Consider the following 24,053-nt stretch of genomic DNA (forward strand, 5'->3'; position numbering starts at 1 on the left):
CCCGTCTTTCCTTTTGTTTACGTAGACGCTCATTTGTTCATAGTGAAGTCATTCATACCTGAACTTAAGTGTGCAAAGTCGTTGGTTAGTGGCTGCAATGGGTCGATTAGAGCCCTTCGCGACCGCCAGTAATCTATGCTGCCTTTGACTAGGAGCGCTCTGCAAATGTGCGACCGTGGACACCTTGGTGTCTTGGACGAGGGAATCGCTGGAAGGCCTCTGCTCTATATAGGGTGGTTCTCATCACACGATATTAATCGCAGTGGCACCATAATCTGTCAGGGGGCGCTCTTCGGCTTGGGTTTTCGGGTGCTCGGCTTACGTTTGGCGCCGGGAGCCTTGCGTACCTGCGTCAATTGATGCTCCAGAGTTTCGGCACAGGCGTGCTGCGCTGCTACCGATTGCCGAGTTTGACTGAGCTCGTTTTGAGTCGACTCCAGCCGCCGTTGCAACTGCTCGACGTGCCGACCAGACACTTTGAGCTGAGTCGACATTGCCTTGCCCTCCTCGCGCGCGCGGTCGACCTCACGGTGCGCGCGATCTTCGACGCCACGGACGTAGCTCTCCTGCGCGACGCGCTCCTGTTCGGCCTTGAGCCGCAGCGCCTGCAGATCCTGCTGCAATGTCTGGTTGTGATGCTGAACTTCGCGGCGCTCGTGCAGCCAACTTTCACGCTGCTGCTGCAGATCCTCGATCTGCGTCTGGCGCTGGGATAGCAGCAACTCGAGGTCGGCCAGCCGCGTCTCGGTCGCCTCGCGCCCGGCCATGGCCTCCGCCGCGTGCTGACGAAACTTAGCCGCATCCTGACGCGCCTGCTCCTCTGCGGCCGCGACTCGATCGCGCTCCGCGCCTATCATCTGTCGTTGTTCGGCCAGCGCCTGTTCGGCGACGCCCTGTGCCAGGTGGATCGCCTGTTGCCACACCGCAACAAACGCCTGCGCCACCTCGGCCGGCAGTGCCGGCAGGCGGGTCTCGCCGCTCAGACGCTCGGCCAGGCGCGCCCACCACTGATCGAGCAGGCCACCGACCCGCGCCGGACTGCCGCGCCCGAGTTCCAGACGCACGCGCTCCACGGTCGGCCGTTCGCCCCGCGCCAATACCGTATCCGCAGCGGCAAACACCTCGTTTTCCGGCACCCCGACTGCCATGGCTCATCTCCGGTTATATTAGGTCTGATAATGGAATGTTATCCAATTCTGAGCCACGTGTTAGTCCTGGCTCAATCAAAGAGACGGATACAAAAAACCAGATTGTTTAGACGGAAACGAGAAAAACTCCTAGCTCAATACGCGCTCCGACAAGCGCCATGCGGATTTTAAGACCTCCTATAAAGTTAAAACATGGCGAACGGAGATTTCGTTGTCATCGTAGAGTATGGATAATCCGCTCGTCCGGGAGCTCCGAGTCAATTTAAACAACTGCTGATAATCCAAGTCCTGCGTACAGGCGTTACGGAAGCGATAGCTGCTTCGCCTTATAAAAAAGCTCTGATGCTTTCCCGCTCTATACCAAGGAAACTCAGCATTCAACTCTATAGTAAAGCTAATTCCCTTTTCAATCCAATACTGTATTTCTCCTAGAAAGTTTAGATAGCACGCGGTAATGATTTTTGATATGTCTGCACTGCTATATGGGCATGGTGCACGCTGGATAAAGCAATCGAATCCAGATTTTCTACCTGAAACACTTGTAATGGTAGGCCACTTAATGCAAGCCAATTTCAAGCGCATTAGCACGTACGCCAAAGCACATGAGCAAAAGCTACAAATAACCCCAGTCGTTGCACCATACTCCGTCAGCGAGTTGATACGTGCCAAACAATCCTGGTGACCACGAAGATATTTTTCCTCTAGCGCCTCGCAGCAAGCATAAAGCGTCATCCGGATTTGTTGATAATCATGAAGCTCAAGATAGTCATATTGCTCATTATTCGGCGAATCAGGAATTATCCAATGCACTGGTTGATGACTAAATATCTGACCAACCAATCGGTCCGGACACGGAATACCCAAGAGCCGCTCAAGAGGTACCACCAAAGCCTCCCTCGTCACATCATTGCTATAGTAATCTGCACAATGGTACGAGCCACTGCATACGCCGCGCATCAACGCTCGAAACCATTTCGCTTCTAGGTTACCAATTTCCAGCGCTCTAGCTATAAGTGCGCAGTCCACCTTAAACTTGGAGCGATGACCTAAATCAGGCCAACTAAGGTTACAATTTTTACAAAAGTGCTGTGTCACTCCACGTATTTCCTGCTCGTAAAAGTAGGATCCAATGGGAGTATTACCGATGAAACGATCGACGCATTCAGGGCACATTTCTACAAGCTCAACGTCGTGAACCGAACAATAGCGATAAAATTTAATACACGAGAATACCGAGTGAAATCCTACATCCATGCATAGTGGACAAAAACGTATGCTTGCTGTTGGATTTAAAATTTGCGTAGGTGGTGCGAACTGCGTAGGAATATGTGATTCGCTCTCCCCTATTGCTGACGAAGCCAACCAGTTCGGAACTACGAATGGCATTCGATGCTGCCCATACGTGGTTCCACTATCCTTAAGGAGTTCGTCGCCCCTTAAGTAGCTGTACCGCATGATTTTGTAAAAAATAGAGATGTAGGATTCGTAGGGGTATATCTGTTTTGGTACGTATATATTCATTGCTTAGCACCCATCGAAGCAGTCCGACAGAAAGTTTCTAATCCACTAACATTCACAGCCTCCCGAATATCATCGTTGGTTATAGGAAGATAAGAATTTTCACGTCCATCAACCATACATCTCATTAGGAAAAAATATTGCACGACTCTGGTTACATGTTCCATTGGTAGGTTGCCAACGTAACAACCTGACGCTTTTTTATTCATTTCCGCCCAAAATTGAGGAGCAATCGAACTGATCCTCCAGCCACGCGCGAAAGCCTCAGGAAAAAAGCTTTGAGTGTACGTAATTCCGCTACCCGCTGGATAAACCATATCACTGTCGTAGAGCTTCAGGATCTGAAATAGGTTTTGTTCGCTGTTCACCCCAGACATATCTCGCACATCACTCATGAATCGCGCGATGATTTGTAATTGCTCGACACTTTTTAGGTCATTTACCAGATCAACGATCTCCGGCATGGCAAAGGATACCACGGTCATTTTTATTTCTATGCTATCGAGAACATTCATCAAATCAGCCAGCTGATAGAAATCTGCGCTTGCAAAACGCTGCAGCTCATCGATAATTAGTACAAAGTGGGTTTTGCCCATCTCTTCCATCTTGTTTTTTATACGATCAACCAATAAATTAAATCTTACAATACTACTATCTCGCGGTTTGACTGGTATCCTTTCCTGCTCGATCAGTTGATGTATTATGGTTGATCTATGCTTCGCGTTTTCGCGAGCAACAGCGATGAGCCTAACAACCAGCACATCCTTGAATTTGGCTCCCGCCTCTTCACTAAGCGCCTTCGAACACCGTGTTTTACCAATACGTGATGGGCCCTGAAAGATTACCCCTGTTTTTTGCATCGCAATTTCAAAAAAAACCTGATTTAACACCTCCTTCAATACGGGCGTATTCAGCCGAAAATAGGTTTTTAATGCGGGATGACTGAGATTAGGCATTTTTATTCGCCCTCAAAATTGAAGATCGGAAGAGAGCGCCATTTCGGAGTTTCAATAACTTCCTCTCTCTCAGTACTGTATTCAACATTACGAGTTAAGCTCTGGCCCACGTAGCCGGCAGGCCCACTGAGCTCGGGGCATTCGGCTAACAATCTTTGCAACTCTAAATTATTCCGTGCAGTTGACGATTTCAATAAATGATTTTGATACACAACAACAGGACGTTGCCCGCGACATATTTCGAATAACTTCTTACTCACCGCTCTATTAATCAGCTTTCTTGTTTGAACGCTATGTTTATATTCTCGCCAAGCGAGCTCTACAGTTAATACATCGAGAGGTAGACCGCTGAGCAAGTACGCAGTGACGGTTCTATAGTCGTCCGGATCGATCCTAATAATTATTTCCTGCCCTATCAAGCTCGGCATCTCTGCTAAAATTGGGCTGGTATATAACGCTTTATCCAGTTTGATGCGTGGGCGTATACCGTTTTTAATGCTGCCCCGCACAAATACCTTGCGGCACAACGAATTAACGTCTTTCGAGTTTACCAGGACTGCATTTACAATCGGCTTAAATAAAATCTCGCAATCCTTGTAGGCTTTTATTGCATCAAGAGGGCTATTTCCTTTGTTGGCGCCACCGCCAGGAGTAGCATTATAATTCGCAATGTAAACATCTAAAACTTCCAGCGCTTCATCCACATTGATATCATAATAAATCGCGGCCTTCTCGGGTGCGTCTGATCGCCCATCGTAAGGGTGTCGACCTGTTGTTGAAGAAAGTGGGTGAAGCACATGACTGGCGAGGGTATTAAACAATCCCTCAATGTTTGTTCTACGCCCAGGATTACCTAGCGGCCCGTAGTCAATTGCAATGCCTAATTTATCCAAGCACAAGCTTTGAACATCCTTAGCAAAGTGCTGCATCGCGTTATCGAAGTATATTGCCGCAATGCTGTGATACCTAAGTTCGGGGAAAACATAGTATGGCATGCCCGCACCTTCAACGTAGTTCAGATCAGTGATGCTAAATTTTATTCGTGGCTTCCAGTTCCCAAGAAACGCATCACAAATCACTTGGAATACATCAAGCGCGGTGACTTGGCTCGAAAAAACATACCGAGCGGCGCAAACCGCTTTGCTTCTCCTGCATCGCGCGCATATCAACCAGAATCTATCGACGATATCATCTGTTGTAAGCCGACGATCCCCCTTGATGTTAAGCACAAATTTACCATCCAGAAAATGGGAGTCGATTTCCAATACATCCAAAACATCACATTGACCAAACAACGACTCAATCCCATTGCAAACAGCAGTATGAATGAGACTCAAGCGACCTCCTACCGCAAGCGCCCCAGCTTGGAAATTTTGCTCCAGTACTTTATCTATCAAACCTGATATAGTTTTGTTCGCACCTCTTGGTTGGCAAAAAGGCCAATCATTTTCACCAACACCCTCATGCCTGCATATTTCATAGAAATTTTGGAACAGAAGTGTCTTTTGATACTTCATTCCTTTCCCAACAGGTGCATCCCGCCGAAGAACTTTTTCGACAAATCGAGGCAGAATATTTGGAAAATTTTTTAATAGATTGTACATTGCTCCAGCCATCCCTCCTTTCTGCTCAGTTTTTTTTGGCTGGATTGGTTTTTTTCGCTCATATTTTTTTACTCTAAAGCCAGGGATACAAGCCGCATCCCCAAAACAAACACCATTTTCGTCCTTTGCTTTGAATCGCTTGATTAAACGACTCACTTCAGATGCAATGATCTCTGTCTGTACAAAGATTTCACTCAATGACTCCCCATCTAAACGCATTCTCACTGCTAAGCGACGGCGCAGAAACACCGCCCTTTTATCTTCAGGCACCTGCGCAGCATCAACTGAGGTATAGATAGGATTAATTGGTTCCATCCCTATTTCATTCATTATTAAGTCTCCATTGGGAGTCTAATGAAAATGGGGTTTCCTCGAAGGCTATCAAAATCTTGCCAGCATTGTACAAGCGATATATTTGTAACATCACAGTGGCTTTGCTATATTCATTTAGAGCTGCGAGGCAATGCAACAACGTTCCCTTTCCGAACCTTGTAATATACAAGTTCGCGGAGTCAATTAGGTTTGGTGGAATGTACTGTTCTCGACTGGCAGTCAAAAAAGCTGAAAGCTTCAGCAATGGAAATATCTTTTGCCTTTCGCAATTAAGCTCCTCATCCGTTACATGTCTAAATCTAATGTGCTTCTCGCGCCACAAGCAATTATCCAGAAAATCTGCATCTCGTTTGTTTTGCTCGCTTTTATTTACCGAGATCTTGTGATACTCAACACCTGAACTAGTCTCTACGCGCAGGCGATATTTCGAGAAAATTTTCTCGCCATTTATCTCTATTTCCGTCTCATAATCACCGAACTCAAATGACTTTATATTTGAGCAAAACTCTAAATTCAACACCCAATGCGCAACCTCACGATCACTGAGTAACGAAAGTATACATTTTGCTTTATTGCTATATATGAGCCAGTGATTGCCAAAGGCTCTTTTTCTGGATGTGAAATTATAAGTTACACTTTTCGCGGACATAGCTATCCCCATGATGAGCATGAGGATATGCCGACCCTTGCCTCAATTCCTTTTGTCAGGGGCATTCCGGTTAGATTCTTTCATAACCTTAGCAGAGCGGAGCCACCTAGCAAGTTTTAGCTTCATTCCCCATTTCGGATAATTACTTCTTCTCCGAGACGAGGACTAAAATCTGTTCAAGGATACGCGGTAGTAATTCTGCATTAGAAATTCGCTGAAGCGCTTTACAAATTGCGCTAAGCAGCTAATCTGCATCAGATTTTCGATTTTTGATGAAGTTGTAAGTTTTACTTCGGGGTACTCCTACGGGCACCGAAGGACTTTATAGATCTCAGAAATCACCTGCATCGCTGCGTCTTCGATCGTTCCTTCGTTACGGCATAAAACCCAGCCGTGATCTGCGATTGCTTGCTCGAACGCCTTTGTACAAGCGACATGTTCTTCCAGCTTATGGATCACAGTACTGCCCAGCCCACGCCCTCGTGCCGCAGCCCTTGCCCATGAAATATCTGGGGCGGTGACAACCCCGACATGCAGGTCTGGCACTTGCACGTTTCGATCAATGTTCAACTGTAGAATCTCTGCAAACGGGACTATCCGGCGAAACGCGGCATCAGACGGGTACCAGCGATCGATCAAGATGATGCTGTCTGGTGGCTGTTTAGTCAGCACATGCCGGGAAATCCAGGTACGGCTATCAGCAAAGCGCTCACAAACCCTCAACTCCAAATCCCGGGTGGGATTTCTGACGAGCTTGTTAACGAGGGTCATTGTTTCACCCCTATAGGGATCGCTTTTTTTCTCGCAAAGTCGGATCACCTTTTTGTTGTCTGCCCTTAGTAATTTCGTCACGGCTTCCAACAGTGTGGTTTTGCCGGCGCCCTTGGGCCCATCTAGAGAAACAAACAGCGGACGATTCATTCTTCACATAACGATTGAGATACGATTTTTTTTGCCCGGTTCGTTCGCTGGAAACGCTTGGCGCGACTACGCGAATCGAGTGTAGGGACCTCATGAACAGACATTGATGAACACTCTAACTTGGTTTCTGACTAACGGGTCTCAAAATCCAGGGTTATAGCCGCTTATGAGCATCGCTCATCGAATGCGCTGCCTTTCAAGGCGGCCAGAGAAAAACGGTCTAATCCCTCGGGAGGGTTCAGGAATACACTTAATCAGAGGCTCTTGGCCAAATGTGTTTAGGGAGCCTACCAAGCATCTACTTTCCAGGAGCTTCCCCACCCACGTCTGACAAAAGTCATTTGGCTGACTCCCGTCAAGGTATGTCGCCATGTTATCTACTCTGGAACTACGCCACCTCGTAGAGCAAAGCTTCCTCCCGACTCGCTGCGACTGTACGGTCGATCCACCTGCAGCGCTGACCGTGCGTTTTTATCACGGCACCTCGAATCAAGAAATCCTCACTGTCACCGGGATCCCGATTGCCCCGCTCAACAACGGTTTTGCCATCGAGACCCTTATCGCGGATCTGCGAAACGACCTCGAACGTGTCAGCGCTACTGCTCCTTGCTACTCGGCAAATCATTCTGCCAAAAGGTAGCTGCGAAAACGAAGGTCATAAAAGCCGCTCACGCCCTCCACTGCGGCATCGCTCGCTAACTGAACGAGCGTCAACAGAACGTTACTTTTTCGAAGCACCTCACAACCGCTAATCAGTTAGTTCGGTTTTTTGACGCTTCCCCGATATGCGGTCACAACTTTTGCGCTCCGTTGGGTCATAACACGGTAGCTGTCGATGGAATATTGGCATCTGCCGAGGTTTTCGCCTGATACGGAGATAAGCTCATGATTTTCAATGTACAAATTTTTGGCGCCAAAGGAGATGGCATCACTGACGACACGGCGGCGATACAAAGTGCAATTGATGCGGCGGCCGCTGCAGGCGGTGGGCAGGTGTATATGCCGACCGGAACTTATATCGTTTCGGGAGGTGAGGAACCCTCCGACGGTTGCCTGATGCTCAAGAGCAACGTCTACCTGTACGGCGACGGCATGGGCGCAACCACCGTCAAGGTGGCTGACGGCTCCGACACCAAGATCACGGGGGTCATCCGCTCCGCCTATGGCGAGGAAACCCACGATTTCGGTGTCAGCAACCTCACCATCGACGGCAACCGTGACAACACCACGGGCAAGGTCGACGGTTGGTTCAACGGCTACATTCCCGGCGAAGCAGGCTACGACTCCAACGTCACCCTCGACAGCGTCGAGATCAAGGATTGCTCCGGGTACGGTTTCGACCCGCACGAGCAGACCGTCAACATGGTCATCAAGAACAGCGTGTCCCATGGCAATGGCCTGGACGGCTTCGTTGCTGACTTCCTCAGCGACAGCACCTTCGAAAACAACGTCGCCTACGACAATGACCGACACGGTTTCAACGTCGTCACCAGCACCCACGATTTCACCATGACCAATAACGTCGCCTACGACAACGGCGGCAATGGCATCGTGGTGCAGCGTGGCAGCGAGGACATCCCCTCCCCCAGCAACATCACCATCACCGGTGGCGAGGTGTACGGCAACGGCGCCGAAGGGGTGTTGATCAAAATGTCCAGCGAGGTGACCGTCAGCGGCGTCGAGATTCACGACAACGCCAGCGCCGGGATCCGCATCTACGGCAGCAACCACGTCGAGATCATCGACAACACGCTCAACAACAATTCCCTGGGCAACCCCGTACCGGAAATCATCATCCAGTCCTACAACGATACCCTCGGCGTGTCCGGCAAGTACTTCAACGGCAGCGACAACACGATCCAGGGCAACATCATCATCGGCAGCGACCTGTCGACCTACGGCGTTGCCGAACGCAACGAAGACGGCACCGATCGCAACGCCATTATTGGCAACACCATCAGTCACACCAGCAAAGGTGCCACGCTGGTCTATGGCGACGGCAGCTATGTCAGCGCCACGGTGCCGATGACCACCGTGCAAGGAACGGCTGGCAACGACACCCTGCTGGGCAGTGCCGCCAGCGAGATTTTCTACGGCGTTGCCGGCAACGACACCATCAATGGCGGAGCCGGTGGCGACATTCTGGTGGGTGGTGCAGGCATCGACAAACTCACTGGCGGTACCGGCGCCGATACGTTCCGTTTCGTCGCTCAGTCCGACACTTATCGCAACGCAACCACAAGCTTCGATGACACCATCACCGACTTCGACGTCTCCCAGGACAAGATCGACCTCGCCGGCCTCAGCTTCACGGGCTTGGGCAATGGCCGTGGCGGCACCTTGCAGGTCAGCTACAGCGCCAGCAACGACCGCACCTACATCAAGGACTACGATGCCGACGCCAGCGGCAATCGCTTCGAGTTGATTCTCTCGGGCAACCTGGTCAGCACCCTGACCGCCAGCAATTTCATCTTCAATCGGGTGGTCACCGGCACCAGCGGCAGTGACTCGCTGCTGGGTAGCGAGTCGGCCGACACCCTGCTCGGCCTGGCGGGCAACGACAGCCTCAATGGCGGCGCGGGCGACGACAGGCTCGACGGTGGCGCCGGTATGGACACCCTCACCGGTGGCGCCGGGGCGGACACCTTCGTGTTCTCCAACCGTCTGGACAGTTACCGCAACTACAACACCGGCGGCGCCAACCTTGGCGACCTGATCACCGACTTCGATACCACCGCCGACAAGATCGACCTCTCGGCCATGGGTTTCACCGGCCTGGGGGATGGCAAGAACAACACCGTGTACGTGGTGCTCAACAGTGCCGGCACCAAGACTTACATCAAGTCCCTGACCGCCGACGCCAATGGCAACCGGTTCGAGGTGGCGCTGGACGGCAACTACCTCAACACGCTGACCAGCGCCAACTTCGTCTTCGCCTCGTCGTCACCGACCAACCAGGCGCCGGTGGTAGCAACGGCGTTGCTCGATCAGAACGCGACCGAGAACACCCTGTTCAGCTACGTGGTGCCGGCCACCAGCTTCACCGATCCGGATAATGACAGCCTCAGCTACACCGCGACCCTGGCCGATGGCAGCGCCCTGCCCGCGTGGCTGAGCTTCAACGTCACCAACCTGACCTTCACCGGCACGCCGACCAGCACTGCGTCCGGCAACTACAACGTGTTGGTCAAAGCCACGGACCCGGCCGGTGCATCGGTCAGCGATAGCTTCGCCCTGGTAGTGGCCGATGCGCCCGCTAACACCATCACCGGCACCAACAATGCCGAAACCCTCAACGGCACGGCGGGCGCAGACCTGATCCTCGGCCTCGGTGGCAACGACACAATCAAGGCCGGCACCGGCGCGGACATCGTCGACGGCGGCGCCGGACGCGATTCGCTGTACGGCGGCGACGGTGCCGACACCTTCCGCTACACCAACGCACTCGACAGCTACCGCGACTACGACACCGGTGGTGTCACGGCCACCGACACGATTTATGACTTCACCGCGGGCGTCGACAAGATCGATGTTTCGGGCCTGGGCGTTATCGGCCTCGGCGATGGCAGCAATGGCACGCTGTACATGACCCTCAACGTGGCCGGCGACAAGACCTACATCAAGTCCGCCGAAGCGGATGCCGATGGCAATCGTTTTGAAATCGCCCTCAGCGGCAACTACCTCAACACCCTGACCGCCAGCGACTTCGTGTTTGGCGAGAGCGCCCAGCAGAACATCCTCTACCTGCCCACCCTAGGCCAATCCAATGCGCGACTGCTACGCATGACGGAGGACGACAATCAGTCCGGCACCTCGATGCTGGTCAACGACCTGGACCGCTACACCTCCTATGACGTGCGCAGCCAGTTCACCGATGCCGATGGCAACGGCATCGACATCGCGGTGGGCGGCAGCACGGTCACCGGCCTGTCGACTCTCAGCGCCGAGGAACTCAAGTTGTGCTGGTGGCTGACCGACACCAACCAGCCCGGAGCTGCGCTGTTGCGCGCCGTGACGCTGCTGCGGGACCAGCTCACCGAACTGCAATCCATCAATAACGTCACCATGGGCATCATTTGGGGCCAGGGCGAGGAAGCCGCCCAGGAGATCGCTCGAGCCACGGACAAAGCAGCGGCAGCAGCGGCCTACAAGGCCGCGACCCTGAAGGTGTTTGATTACCTGCATGCCCAGTTCGGCAACTTCAGCGTGTACTTGATGGAAACAGGTCATTACGAACAGGACGCTGCGCGTGCCCGTGGTTATTCGGAAGAAAAGATTGCCTCCATCGTCGATGGGGTTGGCTATGTCCGCGCCGCCCAGGAAGCCATCGCCGCCGAGCGCGCCGACGTCAAGCTGGCGGTGGACTACACCGACCTCCCCTTGCGCCACGAAGTCGATCCGCTGGCGTATCCCGACGACGTCTGGCACCTGCACGAGGAGTCGGCGGAGATCGTCGGCCAGCGCCTGGCCGACTACATTGCCAATGACCTTGGCTTCCAGGGCAACCCCAACGACAACAACAGCGTGCAGGACATTTTCGACAACGCTCAGAACATGATTTCCGGTACCAGCCAGGCGGATAACCTGGTGGGCAGTTCGGGCAACGACACACTGGATGGCGGCCTGGGCGCCGACACCATGACCGGTGGCAATGGCAACGACATCTATGTGGTCGATAACGCGTTAGACCGCGTGGTGGAAACCAACACCTCGACCTCGCAGATCGACACGGTGCAGGCCTCGGTCAGCTGGACCCTGGGCGCCAATCTCGAGAACCTGATGCTCACCGGCGTGTCGGGCATCAACGGCACCGGCAATGAGCGACACAACTTCATCACCGGCAATGCCGCCAATAACGTACTCGATGGTGCCGCAGGGGATGACAGCATGAGCGGCGGCGATGGCAACGACACCTACTCTGTCGACAACGCCGACGACGCAGTGATCGAAATCAACAGCAATGCGGTGTCTGGAGGGATCGACAGCGTGCACAGCAGCCTGGCGGCCTATACGCTCGGCAACAACGTCGAGCGTCTGTATATCGATAGCACTGGCGCCGCCAATGGCACGGGCAACGCGTTGGACAACACGCTGTTCGCCGGAGCCGGCAACAACGTGCTGGACGGGCGCGATGGCATTGACACGGTGTCCTATGAACGCGCCCTGTCCGGCGTTACCGTAAACCTCTCGACGTCAGCGCAACAAAACACCGTGGGTTCCGGACTCGACACCTTGAAACTCTTCGAAAACCTGACGGGAAGCGCCTACGCCGACAGTCTGTCGGGCAACAGCGCCGCGAACGTTCTGAACGGTGGTGCGGGCAACGACACGCTGGTGGGCGGTTCGGGCGATGACCGGCTGATCGGCGGTGCAGGCACCGACAACCTCACCGGTGGCACCGGCGCGGATACCTACGCGTTTGGTGCGCTGTCGGACATGGGCGTCGGGGCTTTGCGCGATGTGATCAGCGGTTTCAAGACCACCGAGGGCGATCATCTGGATTTCACCGGCCTGGACGCCAACCCGCTGACCGCCACTGTCGACGCCTTCACGTTCATCGGCAGCAACGCCTTCGACCCCTCCAACGCCACCGGCCAACTGCGCTTTGCCGATGGCATTCTCTACGGCAGTGTCAACGCCGACGCCACCCCCGAGTTCGAATTCGAATTGGTGGGCGTCCAGGAGCTGCACGCCAGCGACTTTACAGCCTGACGTGTGGGAGCGAGCTTGCTCGCGATGACGGCGGTACATTCAGCAATGATGTTGGCTGACACACCGTAATCGTCGGAACGCCGCCCGGAGCAAGCTCGCTCCCACAAGGGTTTTGTGGCGAGGGTGATGATGCAGAAAGCCGGGACTTGGGCTTTTCAAAACAGGCTTTGCACCTGCTCCAGGACGCCGCGGTTCATCTGGCCGGTGTGGGTGTGCAGGCTCACATAGCTTTGCAGCATTTCGAGCTTGGTGTTGAGCAGGTCTCGGCGGGCCTGGAACACCCGCTGCTGTGCATCAAGAATATCCACCGTGGAACGCACTCCACCCTGAAAGCCTTTTTCCGTCGAGGTCAGGGCCCGCTGATTGGACTCCACCGCCCGCTGCATCGCCTTGCTCTTGGTGAACCCGGCCACCACGCCCAGATAATCGGCTTCGATGTCCTCGGCCAACTGTTGACGCTGCACATCGTAGTCGGACTGGGCACCGGCCAGTTGCGCTTCGGCCTTCGCCACCGAGGCGCGTACCGCCCCGCCGCGATACAACGGAATATCCAGCTGCACCCCCACGTAATAAGTGTCCTGGCGTGGATCGAGTTCCTGGTACTGGCGTGTTTCCCGGCGGGTTAGCTGGGTGGTCAGCGACAAGGTCGGATAATGCCCGGCGCGCTGACTGTCGGCCTGCGCCTCGGCGACTTTCACCGCTGCCAGCCGGGCTGCCAGCTCGGGGCTGGCTTCACGGGCAATCGCCGTCCAGTACGGCAAATCCTGCTCCGGTGGGATCGGGCTACCGGCGGCGAGTTCTTCTCGCATCGGCTGGATGTCATCGATGGGCACGCTGGCGCGACCGGACAATGCCCGCAACGCAGCCACGCGGCGGGCCTGGGCTTCGGCCTCCTGGGCCTCCACCAGATCTAGCCGCGCCTGGGCTTCATCAATGTCGGTGATCGCGCCCTGCCCGCCTTGATAAAGCTTTTTGCTCTGCGTCACCAACCCATTGATGGCAGCCTTTTGCTGGGCGATCAACTTGATCTCGTTTTCGGCCCGGGCGACGTCGAAATAGCCTTTGGCGACCCGGTCGTACAGGGTCTGGCCGGCAACGTCGAATAGCTGGGTACCTAACTGCCCCCGCGCCTTGCCCTCCTGATACGCCGCCCAGCGCCCCTTGTCATAGAGCGGTTGTTGCGCCGCCAGGGTGACGTTGTTCGCCTGAAAATCGTTACTGTCGACGTAGCTGCGGTCGTCACCGCCATCGGTACGCCCACCGTAGCCGTAGCGCGACGTCAACGACACTTGCGGATAGAGGCCGCCGCGGCCAATCGCCTCTTCATGCTTCGAAGCATCAAAGGCATGGGCCGCCGATTGCACGGTCGGGTCATTGGCGCGCGAAGCGTCGTACGCAGCGGTCAGGCTCAGGCCTCCTTCAGCGGCCCACACGGGATTAATCGCGGCCCAGCTGGTAAACAAACCCAGCAGCACACGGGAGCGATAGCGACAGAGGTCGATCATGCTCATTCCTCTTTGAAGGCCGCAAGCAAGCGCTCACGCAAAGGTTTCATCAGGTAGTTCATCAAGGTGCGTTCCCCCGTCACCACCGTGACATCGGCGAGCATGCCGGGGCGAACCAGCAGGCCGGCGGCCTGCAGCGAGGCGACGGTGTCGGCGGGAATTTCGACCTTGGCGGAAAAGTACGGCTGGTGCGTCTGTTCGTTGATCAACTGGTCCGCCGACACCGTAGTCACCGTGCCGGTGACCGTCGGCGTATCCACCCGTTGCAGCGCGGTGAAATGCACATGCACCGGCAGCCCCGGGCGTAACTTATTGGCCATCAGCGGCTCGAAACGCGCAGTGATCGCCATCGGCGCATCCAGCGGAACCACCTGCATCAGGGTCTGTCCGGCCTGGGCAACGCCCCCGACCGTATGAATGCTCACGTCCATGACCTGCCCGGACACCGGCGCACGGATCGCACCGTTGTCGACTTCAAACTGCAAGGCGCGAATCTGATCGGCATAACCTGCCGCCTCGGCAGAGACCTCGCTGAGCTGGGTTTCGGCATCGCGGCGAAATTCCTGCTGCGCCTGCAAGGCCTTGAGCCGGCTTTCATTGATCGCCTGGCGGGTCCTGCCGACATCGCCCACCCCAGAGGCAATCTGCCCGGCCAATTGGGCTGCGTTGCGCTCGGACTCGAAGAGCTTATTGCGCGGAACGTAGCCTTCACGGGCCAAATCACGCAGGCCTTCCAGCTCCTGCTGCTGGAAGCGCATCTGCGCGTCGTAGTTGCGCTTGACGCCTTCGTAGCCGCGCAATTGCTGCTGCAATGCCGCGGCTTCGTGTTCGATGATCTGCAAGCGGCTGCCCAGTTCTTCGCGGCGGGTCAGAAACAACTGGCTCTGCAAAGCCATGGCGGCCTTGACCCGCGGCTCGTCGGCATGTTCCAGCAGTTCAGCGGGCCATTGAATCTCGGCTGAGCCCAGGCGCTCGGCTATCAACCGCGCCTCGACACTGCGATCGTTGAGCAACCTGCCCAGGGTCACGTCCAGTTGCGACTGCGCCTGCACCGTATTGAGCTGCACCAGCAGCTGTCCCTGGGTGACGCGGTCGCCATCGCTGACCAGCAGCTTTTCCACCACCCCGCCGACCAACGACTGCACAGCCTTGCGTTCGCCCGCTACCACCACGGTGCCGCTGCCCACGACACCTTGGTCGAGCGGCGCCAGGCAGGCCCAGAGCAGGAAACCGCCCAGCGTCAGGACCAGAAAACCCACACCATAGCGTGCCGCGCCACCGGCGTCGGTACTGGCGCTGGGCAGCGTTGTGGCGTCGCGCACGCTCAGGCCCTGCTCTGGGGTCAGATCATGCATCTTCGCCAGTCTCCTTGACCGCGGCCGGTCTTGGCCCCGGCATCAATGCCTTGAGCATCTGATCCCGTGGACCGAATGCTTGTTGAGTGCCGTCCTTGAGCACCAGGATGTGATCGACCACCGCCAGCACATTAGGCCGGTGGGTAATCAGCACCACGGTGCTGCCAGCAGCCTTGAGTACACTGATGGCCTGCACCAGCGCCAGCTCTCCGGCTTCATCGAGGTTGGAGTTGGGTTCATCGAGCACGATCAGCGCCGGGTGCCCGTAAAGCGCGCGGGCCAGGCCGAGGCGTTGCTTCTGCCCACCGGACAAGCCAAGCCCGCCGGGGCCCAGCGGCGTGTCGTAACCCTTGGGAAACCTCAGGATCATCTCGTGAATGCCGGCGTGACGCCCGGCGGCGATGATCTTGTCGGCGTCCTGCTCGCCGAAGCGGGCAATGTTGTCGGCTACACTGCCGTCGAACAGCTCGATGTCCTGCGGCAGGTATCCAAGGTGCGGGCCCAGGGCGTCGTGGGACCATTGACTGATCTCGGCGTCGTCCAGGCGCACCGAACCGCCCATGGCCGGCCATACCCCGACCAGCGCTCTGGCCAGCGTTGATTTACCACTGGCACTGGGGCCGACGATGGCGAGCACATCACCTTTGGCCAGGCTGAAATTGATGCCCCGCAGGATCGGTTGCGAGGCGCCGGGCGGGCCGACATACAACTGCTCCAGGCGCACTGCCCCGGTGGGCGGTGGCAAAGGCATGCGCAGGCGCTCGCGCGGATGCTGGGCAAGCAGTTGGCTCAGGCGCTGATAGCTCTGGCGGCCGGAGTTGAATTGTTTCCACGAGCCAATGGCGATTTCCACGGGGGCCAGGGCACGCCCCAGCAGCAGCGACATCGCAATCATCATGCCTGCCGACAATTGGCCTTCAAGCACCAACAACGCCCCCAGGCCCAGGGCCAGAGACTGTCCGGAGATGCGTACGAAACGGGTCATCGAAGTGATACGCGCACCGCGGTCGCTGGCATGGGCCTGGGCGGCAATGATGCGTTGCTGCAGCAGGCTCCAACGCTGGCGCAACGGCCCGAGCATGCCGAGGGCCTGGATGACTTCGGCATTGTGTAACGTGCTGTTTACATAGATCGACGACTGCACACCCAGGCGATTGGCTTCGCCCAAGCGTGTGCGAGTCGCCAACTCGCCCCACAGCGCCAGGCCGATCAGCACCAGGGCCAGAACCAGCGTCAGTACGCCGAACCAGGGATGAAAGATGAACGCCACCAGCAGGAAGATTGGCAACCACGGAGCATCGAGCAAGGCGATCAGGCCCTGGCCGGTGATCAACTGTCGCAACGTCGCCAGATCGGTGAGCACCTGCGCCGGGTTGGCGTTGTGCTCGCGCAGGCTGCGGGCGAAGGCAGCGTCGAAAATCCGCTCGCCCAAGGCATCGTCCAGCCCCGCGCTCATGCGAATCATCACCTCGCCGCGTACCCACTCGATCAGGGCGCTGAACATGAACAGCCCCAGGGCGATCAAGGTGAGCATGAACAAGGTGGTTTCGTTGCGGCTGGTGAGGACCCGGTCGTACACCTGCATCATGTAGAGCGACGGCACCAGCACCAGCAGGTTGATCACCCCACTGAACAGCGCCAGCGACCAGAACACCCGGCGATAGCTTAATAAAGCGGCATCAATGTCATGACGCGGATCGAGAAGCAAACCCATAGAGTGTCGCCCGCAAAAGGAAAAGTCGGTCCAAGACGCAATCCATCGCTGGTTTTTTTGCCCTGAGGCATTGGCGAAAACACTAAACGTAGCCGGATGCGCCGCTATCAGAGACGATCCTCGTCGCTTCAGGCGCCACTTACTGACCACGCAACCACGGGTTAGTGCCGGTTTGACGGGCCGGGTTTCCATGTGGGTGACGGGCGGGAATGTTGCATTCCCCACTACTATCCAAAGCTTTAAGCAAATCAAAGTCTCAGCGTTTGGAGGCGTCAAGTGCCGCACCCAGTTGCCGAAGATGGTCTAGGATGCGATGAATGGCGAGCTTGAATTGGCGTCTTTCGTCACTCACTCCCATGACGCTGGAACGTATCAATGAAGCGTTCGACCTGATGCATGAAGGCAATCGATCTGCACCGTCGCCTGGTGCATGGCCCCACGCACTTTCGTCTGACACCCTGTAACGGAGAAGCCAACGTGAGCACCTTGAAACTTCACCCTGCACTGGACAATGGTATCCAACCCGCCGCCGCGAATTTCTCAGGTGGCACCCTGCAATGCCTGTGTGCGACCGACAAGGTCGAGGTCAAGATCGACGCACAAACCCTGTATAACCACGCGTGCGGCTGCAGCAAATGCTGGAAACCGCAAGGCGCGACATTCGCCGTCATCGCCGTGGTACCTCGGGATAAGGTCAGCGTCACTGCCCACGGTGAAAAACTGGCAATTGTCGACGAATCCGCCACCATCCAGCGGCACGCCTGCAAGCAGTGCCACGCCCATCTCTTCGGGCGCATCGAGAACAAGGACCATGCATTTTATGGCCTGGACTTCGTCCACACCGAGCTCTCTCCCCAGAGCGGATGGGCTGCGCCGGGATTCGCGGCGTTCGTGTCCTCCATCATCGAAACCGGCACACCGCCAGCGCAAATGAAGGCTATCCGCGAGCGCCTGCGCTCGATCGGCCTGGAACCCTATGACTGCCTGTCCCCGGACTTGATGGATGCACTGGCGACTCATGTCGCCAAACAGAAAGGCCTGCTCCCCGCCGCCTGATTGATCGGCCGCCGCGGTTTCTTCGTCGGACCGCGGCCCGGCCCCCCCAAAAAACGCGGCTGAGCGGATCGTACCCACAGGTTCGAGCCGTGGCCTTCGGCTCATCAAGCAATGGCTGCCGAGCTCAGCGCTCCTTCGCGTCCTCATCCCTCATCCCTCATCCCGTTTTCCCCTCCCAAGTAGTCTGAAACTCCCACCCCGCTTGGGAGTATCGGCCGATGCGCAATCCCCGGTGCTTACACATAGTTACAGCTTATAGCAGTACAAAGTCTACGGTCAGGCCTCGATGGCCCGAGTTGCTCTGGAGAAAATCATGGCTATTAATAAGAAAAACTCAGCGCTAACAAGCAACCCTACTCCGACCGTCACCACCGACCTGAGCGACTACGCACCCGGCAGCACCGCCACCATCACGGCCAGCGGTTTCGCCGCCGGCAGCACCGTGAAGCTCGAAGTGGACCACGCCACCGGCGCCGGTGCGGATAACCTATGGGGCACGCCCGACGACGTGCTCGATACCGACACCGGCGAGGGACACGAGCCCTGGTACGTGACCGACGGCGGCGCCGGCGATCTCGACGGCCAAGTCAACGGCAGCGTCACGACTTCGTGGTACGTGAATCCCGACGACTCGGCAGGCGCGACGTTTCTGCTCACCGCGGCCTCTGCGGGCGACGATCGTGTGTTCGGTACTAGTGACGACTCAGTGGCGACAACGTCGTTTACGGACAACGCTCTGAGCGTCGTGGCGACCGGCGTGAACGTTACGCTGGACGAAACGGCCGGGTTGCAGAACGGCACCGCCACTCCAAGCCCTGCGGAAGACGCTAACGACAACGACACTCTGGTGGCCCTGCCCTCGATCTTCTCTACCCGCTTGACCGCACTTGGGGCAGGTGCCGCAACGGGGGCGGCCTTGAGTGGTTATACCGGTGCCGTGGGCAACACGGGCAGCGATGCGTTCACCCTCACCGCTGCGCCCGGAGGAAGCATTATCGATATCAGCTTCGTCGGTAGCACTGGCGCACCGCTCAATGGCGTGGACAGCGAACTGGATACCCTCGATGGCACCAGCATCCTTCTCTATACGGATACGAACAACAACATCGTTCTGGGCCGAGCCGGGGGCCCAACCGGCGCGATCGTGTTCGCTGCCTATATTGAAGAAACCGGAACGCCGGTCACGGGCGGCAAGATCTGGACCGTGCAGTACCAACCGCTCAAAAATCTAATTAATCCGAACCCCGATGATCCGCTCAATCTGCTGAATAAGGTTTTCATTGGAGCCAGTCAGGATCTGGTGTTCAGTCTGGCCAATGCGCCCTCCGGTCAGAACCTCTTCCTGATGTTCACGACGGCGACCCCGACAGTTGTCGACGACGGTGGTGTCTTGCGGATTACCGATCCCACGATCATCGCCACCGGGAAGAACCCCGCCGACCAGTCAAGTGGCGTCAATATAAACACTGGCGACACGATCAATACCAGCCAGGCAGGTGGCCCGACCACCTTCGGCACCAACAGCCAGATGATTACGGAACAGGAAGGCATCCGCTTTTCGTTCGTCACGGGTGCCAGGCAGAATGTGACCATTCCCAACCTGGATCAGAACGAAGCAGATCTCGAATCCAACATTGACTTTACCAACGTCTTCAATACGAAGACGGCCACTTTCGACGTCGTGCAGCTGCAAAGCGGCAAGAGTGCAGTCGTAAAAGTCAGTGCATTCAGCACCGCTGCTGAACCTGGCGTGAATTTCATCAACGGATATGTGGGTGATACGTCGGTTGCAATCACCAATGTTCGCGTGATCAACATCAGCACCGGGGCGGTGATCGAGAACTCAGCCGGACCGGAGAATGATCCGGCCATTACCATCAGCTTTACTGGTGGGGTTGCAACCATCACCGGCGTTAAAGCCGGCTACAAGATTGAATACACCACAACGTCGGAACACAACCGCGTGCTCGTCGAGAACGGGGCGGCCCTCGACGCCAGGGGCAATGACCACGCCGATTTTGATATCGGTGGCTTCAAGCTGCTCCAGGCCTCTGTTGCGAGCGCCGAAATCGGCTCCAAGATCATCTTCGAAGATGACGGGCCGAGCATCAGCACCACCGGCACGGAGCCGGCGCTGACGGTAGACGAGACGGTGCTGACGACCAACGCCACCGAGAGCTTCGCCGCCAACTTCAGCTCGGCGTTTGGCGTTGATGGCGCCGGCACGCTGACCTATGCGCTGGGCGTGGTGGCGGGTGCCTCCGGACTGACCGACACGGCCACCAACGAGGCAGTCAACCTGTCGCTCAACGGCACAGTGGTGGAAGGCCGCACGGCCACAACCAACCAGCTGGTATTCACGGTGAGCGTGGCCGCCAATGGTGACGTCACGCTCGACCAGATCCGCGCCGTGGTGCATCCCGACACCACCAATCCCGATGATTCGAAAACTCTGACCTCGGATAATCTGGTGACGCTGACGGCGACCAAAACCGATGGCGACGGCGACAGTGCCCAGGCAACCCTCAACATCGGGCAGAACCTGGTGTTCAAGGACGACGGACCGAGCATCAACACCACCGGCACGGAGCCGACGCTGGCGGTGGACGAGACGCTGCTGGACACCGACGCCACCCAGAACTATGCCGCCAACTTCACCTCGGCGTTTGGAGCTGATGGCGCCGGCACACTGACCTATGCGCTGGGCGTGGTGGCCGGTGCCTCCGGACTGACCGACACAGCCACCAACGAGGCAGTCAACCTGTCGCTCAACGGCACAGTGGTCGAAGGCCGCACGGCCACGACCAACCAACTGGTGTTCACAGTCAGCGTCGCCGCCAATGGCGATGTCACGCTCGACCAGATCCGCGCCGTGGTACATCCCGACACCACCAATCCCGATGATTCGACGAGTCTGTCGGCGGACAACCTGGTAACGCTGACGGCGACCAAGACCGATGGCGACGGCGACAGCGTCCAGGCGACCCTCAACATCGGGCAGAACCTGGTGTTCAAGGACGACGGGCCAAGCATCAACACCACCGGCGCGGAGCCAACGCTGACGGTGGACGAGACGCTGCTGGACACCGACGCCACCCAGAATTATGCCGCCAACTTCAGCTCGGCGTTTGGCGCGGATGGTGCTGGCACACTGACCTATGCGCTGGGCGTGATTGCCGGTGCATCGGGGCTCGTGGACACGGCCTCGGGCCAAGCGGTGAACCTGTCGCTCAACGCCGGCGTGGTCGAAGGCCGCACGGCCACCTCCAACGTGCTGGTGTTCACGGTCAGCGTGGCCGCCAATGGTGACGTCACGCTCGACCAGATCCGCGCCGTAGTGCATCCCGACACCACCAATCCCGATGATTCGAAGACTCTATCGGCGGACAACCTGGTAACGCTGACAGCGACCAAGACCGATGGGGACGGTGACAGTGCCCAGGCGACGCTCAACATCGGGCAGAACCTGGTGTTCAAGGACGACGGGCCAAGCATCAACACCACCGGCGAGGAGCCAACGCTGACGGTGGACGAGACAACCCTGGCAACCAACGCCACCCAGAGCTTTGCCGCCAACTTCACCTCAGCGTTTGGCGCCGATGGCGCGGGTACATTGACCTATACGCTGGGCGTGGTAGCGGGCGCCTCCGGGCTGACCGACACAGCCACCAACGAGGCAGTCAACCTGTCGCTCAACGGCACAGTGGTGGAAGGCCGCACGGCCACGAGCAACGAGCTGGTATTCACGGTGAGCGTCGCCGCCAATGGCGACGTCACGCTCGACCAGATCCGCGCCGTGGTGCATCCCGACACCACCAATCCCGATGATTCGAAGACTCTGTCGGCGGACAATCTGGTGACGCTGACGGCAACCAAGACCGATGGCGACGGCGACAGCGTCCAGGCAACCCTCAACATCGGGCAGAACCTGGTGTTCAAGGACGACGGGCCGAGCATCAACACCACCGGTGAGGAGCCAACGCTGACGGTGGACGAGACGCTGCTGGGCACCAACGCCACCCAGAGCTTCGCCGCCAACTTCACCTCGGCGTTTGGCGCTGATGGCGCTGGCACGCTGACCTATGCGCTGGGCGTGGTGGCGGGTGCCTCCGGGCTCACCGACACGGCCACCGGCCAGGCGGTAAACCTGTCGCTCAACGGCACAGTGGTCGAAGGCCGCACAGCCACGAGCAACGAGCTGGTATTCACGGTGAGCGTCGCCGCCAATGGTGACGTTACGCTCGACCAGATCCGCGCCGTGGTGCATCCCGACACCACCAATCCCGATGATTCGAAAACTCTGACCTCGGACAATCTGGTAACGCTGACGGCAACCAAGACCGATGGCGACGGCGACAGCGTCCAGGCGACCCTCAACATCGGGTCGAACCTGGTGTTCAAGGACGACGGGCCGAGCATCAGCACCACCGGCGCCGAGCCGACGCTGACGGTCGATGAAACGGTGCTGGCGACCAATGCCACCCAGAACTTTGCCGCCAACTTCAGCTCGGCGTTTGGCGCTGATGGCGCCGGCACGCTGACCTATGCGCTGGGCGTGGTGGCAGGTGCCTCCGGGCTGACCGACACGGCCACCGGCCAGGCGGTAAACCTGTCGCTCAACGGCACAGTGGTGGAAGGCCGCACGGCCACGAGCAACGAGCTGGTGTTCACAGTGAGCGTCGTCGCCAATGGTGACGTCACGCTCGACCAGATCCGCGCCGTGGTGCATCCCGACACCACCAATCCCGATGATTCGAAAACTCTGTCGGCGGACAACCTGGTGACGCTGATAGCAACCAAGACCGATGGCGACGGCGACAGCGCCCAGGCGACCCTCAACATCGGGTCGAACCTGGTGTTCAAGGACGACGGGCCGAGCATCAGCACCACCGGCGCGGAGCCGACGCTGACGGTAGACGAGACAACCCTGGCAACCAACGCCACCCAGAGCTTTGCCGCCAACTTCACCTCGGCGTTTGGCGCTGATGGCGCCGGCACACTGACCTATGCGCTGGGCGTGGTGGCGGGGGCTTCCGGGCTGACCGACACGGCCACCAACGAGGCGGTCAACCTGTCGCTCAACGCCGGCGTGGTCGAAGGCCGCACGGCCACGACCAACCAGCTGGTATTCACGGTCAGCGTCGCCGCCAATGGCAACGTCACGCTCGACCAGATCCGCGCCGTAGTGCATCCCGATGCCACCAATCCCGATGATTCGAAGACTCTATCGGCGGACAATCTGGTGACGCTGACGGCGACCAAGACCGATGGCGACGGTGACAGCGCCCAGGCGACCCTCAACATCGGGCAGAACCTGGTGTTCAAGGACGACGGCCCAACACTCTCGTTCGGCAACCTGATCGGGACCGGTAGCGTCCTTGCGCAATACGGGTTCTGGAACAATACGGCCGGAGCCGACGGGCTGGGTGCAACCGGTCTGAATATCTCGTTGGTGAATGGCCAGTTCACCATCGTCAGGCCAGACAACACGACCGCGACCGGGACCGGCACGCTCACCGAGCTGGTGCCCTCACCGGATGGCGACGGCGCGTACCAATTCGCAGGGACGTTGACCGGCGATT

General features: G+C 57.3%; 13 protein-coding genes. 4 read left to right on the top strand and 9 right to left on the bottom strand.

The genetic code is table 11. The features are described 5' to 3' along the window. Nucleotides 1-278: 278 nt before the first annotated feature. The 6 genes from CKW16_RS11350 to CKW16_RS11370 all read right to left on the bottom strand — a co-directional run bounded on the left by CKW16_RS11350 (nucleotide 279) and on the right by CKW16_RS11370 (nucleotide 7,129). Nucleotides 279-1,148, bottom strand: a complete 870-nt coding sequence (locus CKW16_RS11350) for a DNA-binding protein (protein WP_095128491.1) — start codon at nucleotides 1,146-1,148, stop codon at nucleotides 279-281. A gap of 177 nt (nucleotides 1,149-1,325) precedes the next feature. Next, a complete protein-coding gene (locus tag CKW16_RS31790) occupies nucleotides 1,326-2,243 on the bottom strand; it encodes a hypothetical protein (protein WP_141232728.1) in 918 nt (305 codons plus the stop codon). A gap of 422 nt (nucleotides 2,244-2,665) precedes the next feature. After that, nucleotides 2,666-3,622 carry an ATP-binding protein gene (locus tag CKW16_RS11355; protein ID WP_095128492.1) on the bottom strand — a complete coding sequence of 319 codons (957 nt, stop codon included), beginning with the start codon at nucleotides 3,620-3,622 and terminating at the stop codon, nucleotides 2,666-2,668. A gap of 2 nt (nucleotides 3,623-3,624) precedes the next feature. Further along, nucleotides 3,625-5,556 carry a hypothetical protein gene (locus tag CKW16_RS11360; protein ID WP_095128493.1) on the bottom strand — a complete coding sequence of 644 codons (1,932 nt, stop codon included), beginning with the start codon at nucleotides 5,554-5,556 and terminating at the stop codon, nucleotides 3,625-3,627. Then, nucleotides 5,549-6,208 carry a hypothetical protein gene (locus CKW16_RS11365; RefSeq protein ID WP_141232729.1) on the bottom strand — a complete coding sequence of 220 codons (660 nt, stop codon included), beginning with the start codon at nucleotides 6,206-6,208 and terminating at the stop codon, nucleotides 5,549-5,551. The genes CKW16_RS11360 and CKW16_RS11365 overlap by 8 nt, the downstream gene beginning before the upstream one ends. A gap of 303 nt (nucleotides 6,209-6,511) precedes the next feature. Then, a complete protein-coding gene (locus tag CKW16_RS11370; RefSeq protein ID WP_095128495.1) occupies nucleotides 6,512-7,129 on the bottom strand; it encodes a dTMP kinase in 618 nt (205 codons plus the stop codon). Nucleotides 7,130-7,499: 370 nt separating this feature from the next. On the opposite strand from CKW16_RS11370, the gene CKW16_RS11375 reads away from it, so the two are divergent. Continuing rightward, nucleotides 7,500-7,769, top strand: coding sequence for a DUF1652 domain-containing protein (locus CKW16_RS11375; protein ID WP_095128496.1), 270 nt, complete (start codon nucleotides 7,500-7,502; stop codon nucleotides 7,767-7,769). A gap of 245 nt (nucleotides 7,770-8,014) precedes the next feature. Then, a complete protein-coding gene (locus CKW16_RS11380) occupies nucleotides 8,015-12,841 on the top strand; it encodes a M10 family metallopeptidase C-terminal domain-containing protein (RefSeq protein ID WP_095128497.1) in 4,827 nt (1,608 codons plus the stop codon). Between the two features lie 155 nt (nucleotides 12,842-12,996). Here CKW16_RS11380 and CKW16_RS11385 read toward each other — a convergent pair whose 3' ends face one another. Genes CKW16_RS11385 through CKW16_RS11395 form a run of 3 tightly spaced genes read right to left on the bottom strand, consistent with a single transcriptional unit; the run spans nucleotide 12,997 to nucleotide 17,415 of the window. Next, the gene (locus CKW16_RS11385) at nucleotides 12,997-14,346 is read right to left on the bottom strand and encodes a TolC family outer membrane protein (RefSeq protein WP_095128498.1); all 1,350 of its coding nucleotides are present in this window, start codon (nucleotides 14,344-14,346) and stop codon (nucleotides 12,997-12,999) included. Between the two features lie 2 nt (nucleotides 14,347-14,348). Beyond that, nucleotides 14,349-15,701: an HlyD family type I secretion periplasmic adaptor subunit gene (locus tag CKW16_RS11390; protein ID WP_095128499.1), complete on the bottom strand. Its 1,353-nt coding sequence runs from the start codon at nucleotides 15,699-15,701 to the stop codon at nucleotides 14,349-14,351. Beyond that, nucleotides 15,694-17,415, bottom strand: coding sequence for a type I secretion system permease/ATPase (locus tag CKW16_RS11395; RefSeq protein WP_095128500.1), 1,722 nt, complete (start codon nucleotides 17,413-17,415; stop codon nucleotides 15,694-15,696). Before CKW16_RS11395 ends, CKW16_RS11390 begins: the two co-directional genes overlap by 8 nt. A gap of 477 nt (nucleotides 17,416-17,892) precedes the next feature. Between CKW16_RS11395 and gfa the strand changes: the two genes are divergently transcribed. Continuing rightward, on the top strand, nucleotides 17,893-18,471 hold the full coding sequence (gfa, locus tag CKW16_RS11400; RefSeq protein WP_095128514.1) for an S-(hydroxymethyl)glutathione synthase: 579 nt from the start codon (nucleotides 17,893-17,895) through the stop codon (nucleotides 18,469-18,471). 682 nt (nucleotides 18,472-19,153) lie between these two features. Continuing rightward, nucleotides 19,154-24,053 (top strand): DUF5801 repeats-in-toxin domain-containing protein (locus CKW16_RS11405; RefSeq protein WP_256580475.1); only part of this gene is annotated, 4,900 nt, incomplete at its 3' end.

This window comes from Pseudomonas sp. Irchel s3h14, from assembly GCF_900187425.1.
Lineage (GTDB): Bacteria > Pseudomonadota > Gammaproteobacteria > Pseudomonadales > Pseudomonadaceae > Aquipseudomonas.

What these genes read in the sequence shown, in the direction of transcription:
- CKW16_RS11375 (WP_095128496.1), top strand. Translation starts at nt 7,500, where the DNA reads ATGTTATCTACTCTGGAACTACGCCACCTCGTAGAGCAAAGCTTCCTC.
- CKW16_RS11395 (WP_095128500.1), bottom strand. Translation starts at nt 17,415, where the DNA reads ATGGGTTTGCTTCTCGATCCGCGTCATGACATTGATGCCGCTTTATTA.
- CKW16_RS11390 (WP_095128499.1), bottom strand. Translation starts at nt 15,701, where the DNA reads ATGCATGATCTGACCCCAGAGCAGGGCCTGAGCGTGCGCGACGCCACA.
- CKW16_RS11385 (WP_095128498.1), bottom strand. Translation starts at nt 14,346, where the DNA reads ATGATCGACCTCTGTCGCTATCGCTCCCGTGTGCTGCTGGGTTTGTTT.
- CKW16_RS11355 (WP_095128492.1), bottom strand. Translation starts at nt 3,622, where the DNA reads ATGCCTAATCTCAGTCATCCCGCATTAAAAACCTATTTTCGGCTGAAT.
- CKW16_RS11380 (WP_095128497.1), top strand. Translation starts at nt 8,015, where the DNA reads ATGATTTTCAATGTACAAATTTTTGGCGCCAAAGGAGATGGCATCACT.
- CKW16_RS11360 (WP_095128493.1), bottom strand. Translation starts at nt 5,556, where the DNA reads ATGAATGAAATAGGGATGGAACCAATTAATCCTATCTATACCTCAGTT.
- CKW16_RS11365 (WP_141232729.1), bottom strand. Translation starts at nt 6,208, where the DNA reads ATGTCCGCGAAAAGTGTAACTTATAATTTCACATCCAGAAAAAGAGCC.
- CKW16_RS11370 (WP_095128495.1), bottom strand. Translation starts at nt 7,129, where the DNA reads ATGAATCGTCCGCTGTTTGTTTCTCTAGATGGGCCCAAGGGCGCCGGC.
- CKW16_RS11350 (WP_095128491.1), bottom strand. Translation starts at nt 1,148, where the DNA reads ATGGCAGTCGGGGTGCCGGAAAACGAGGTGTTTGCCGCTGCGGATACG.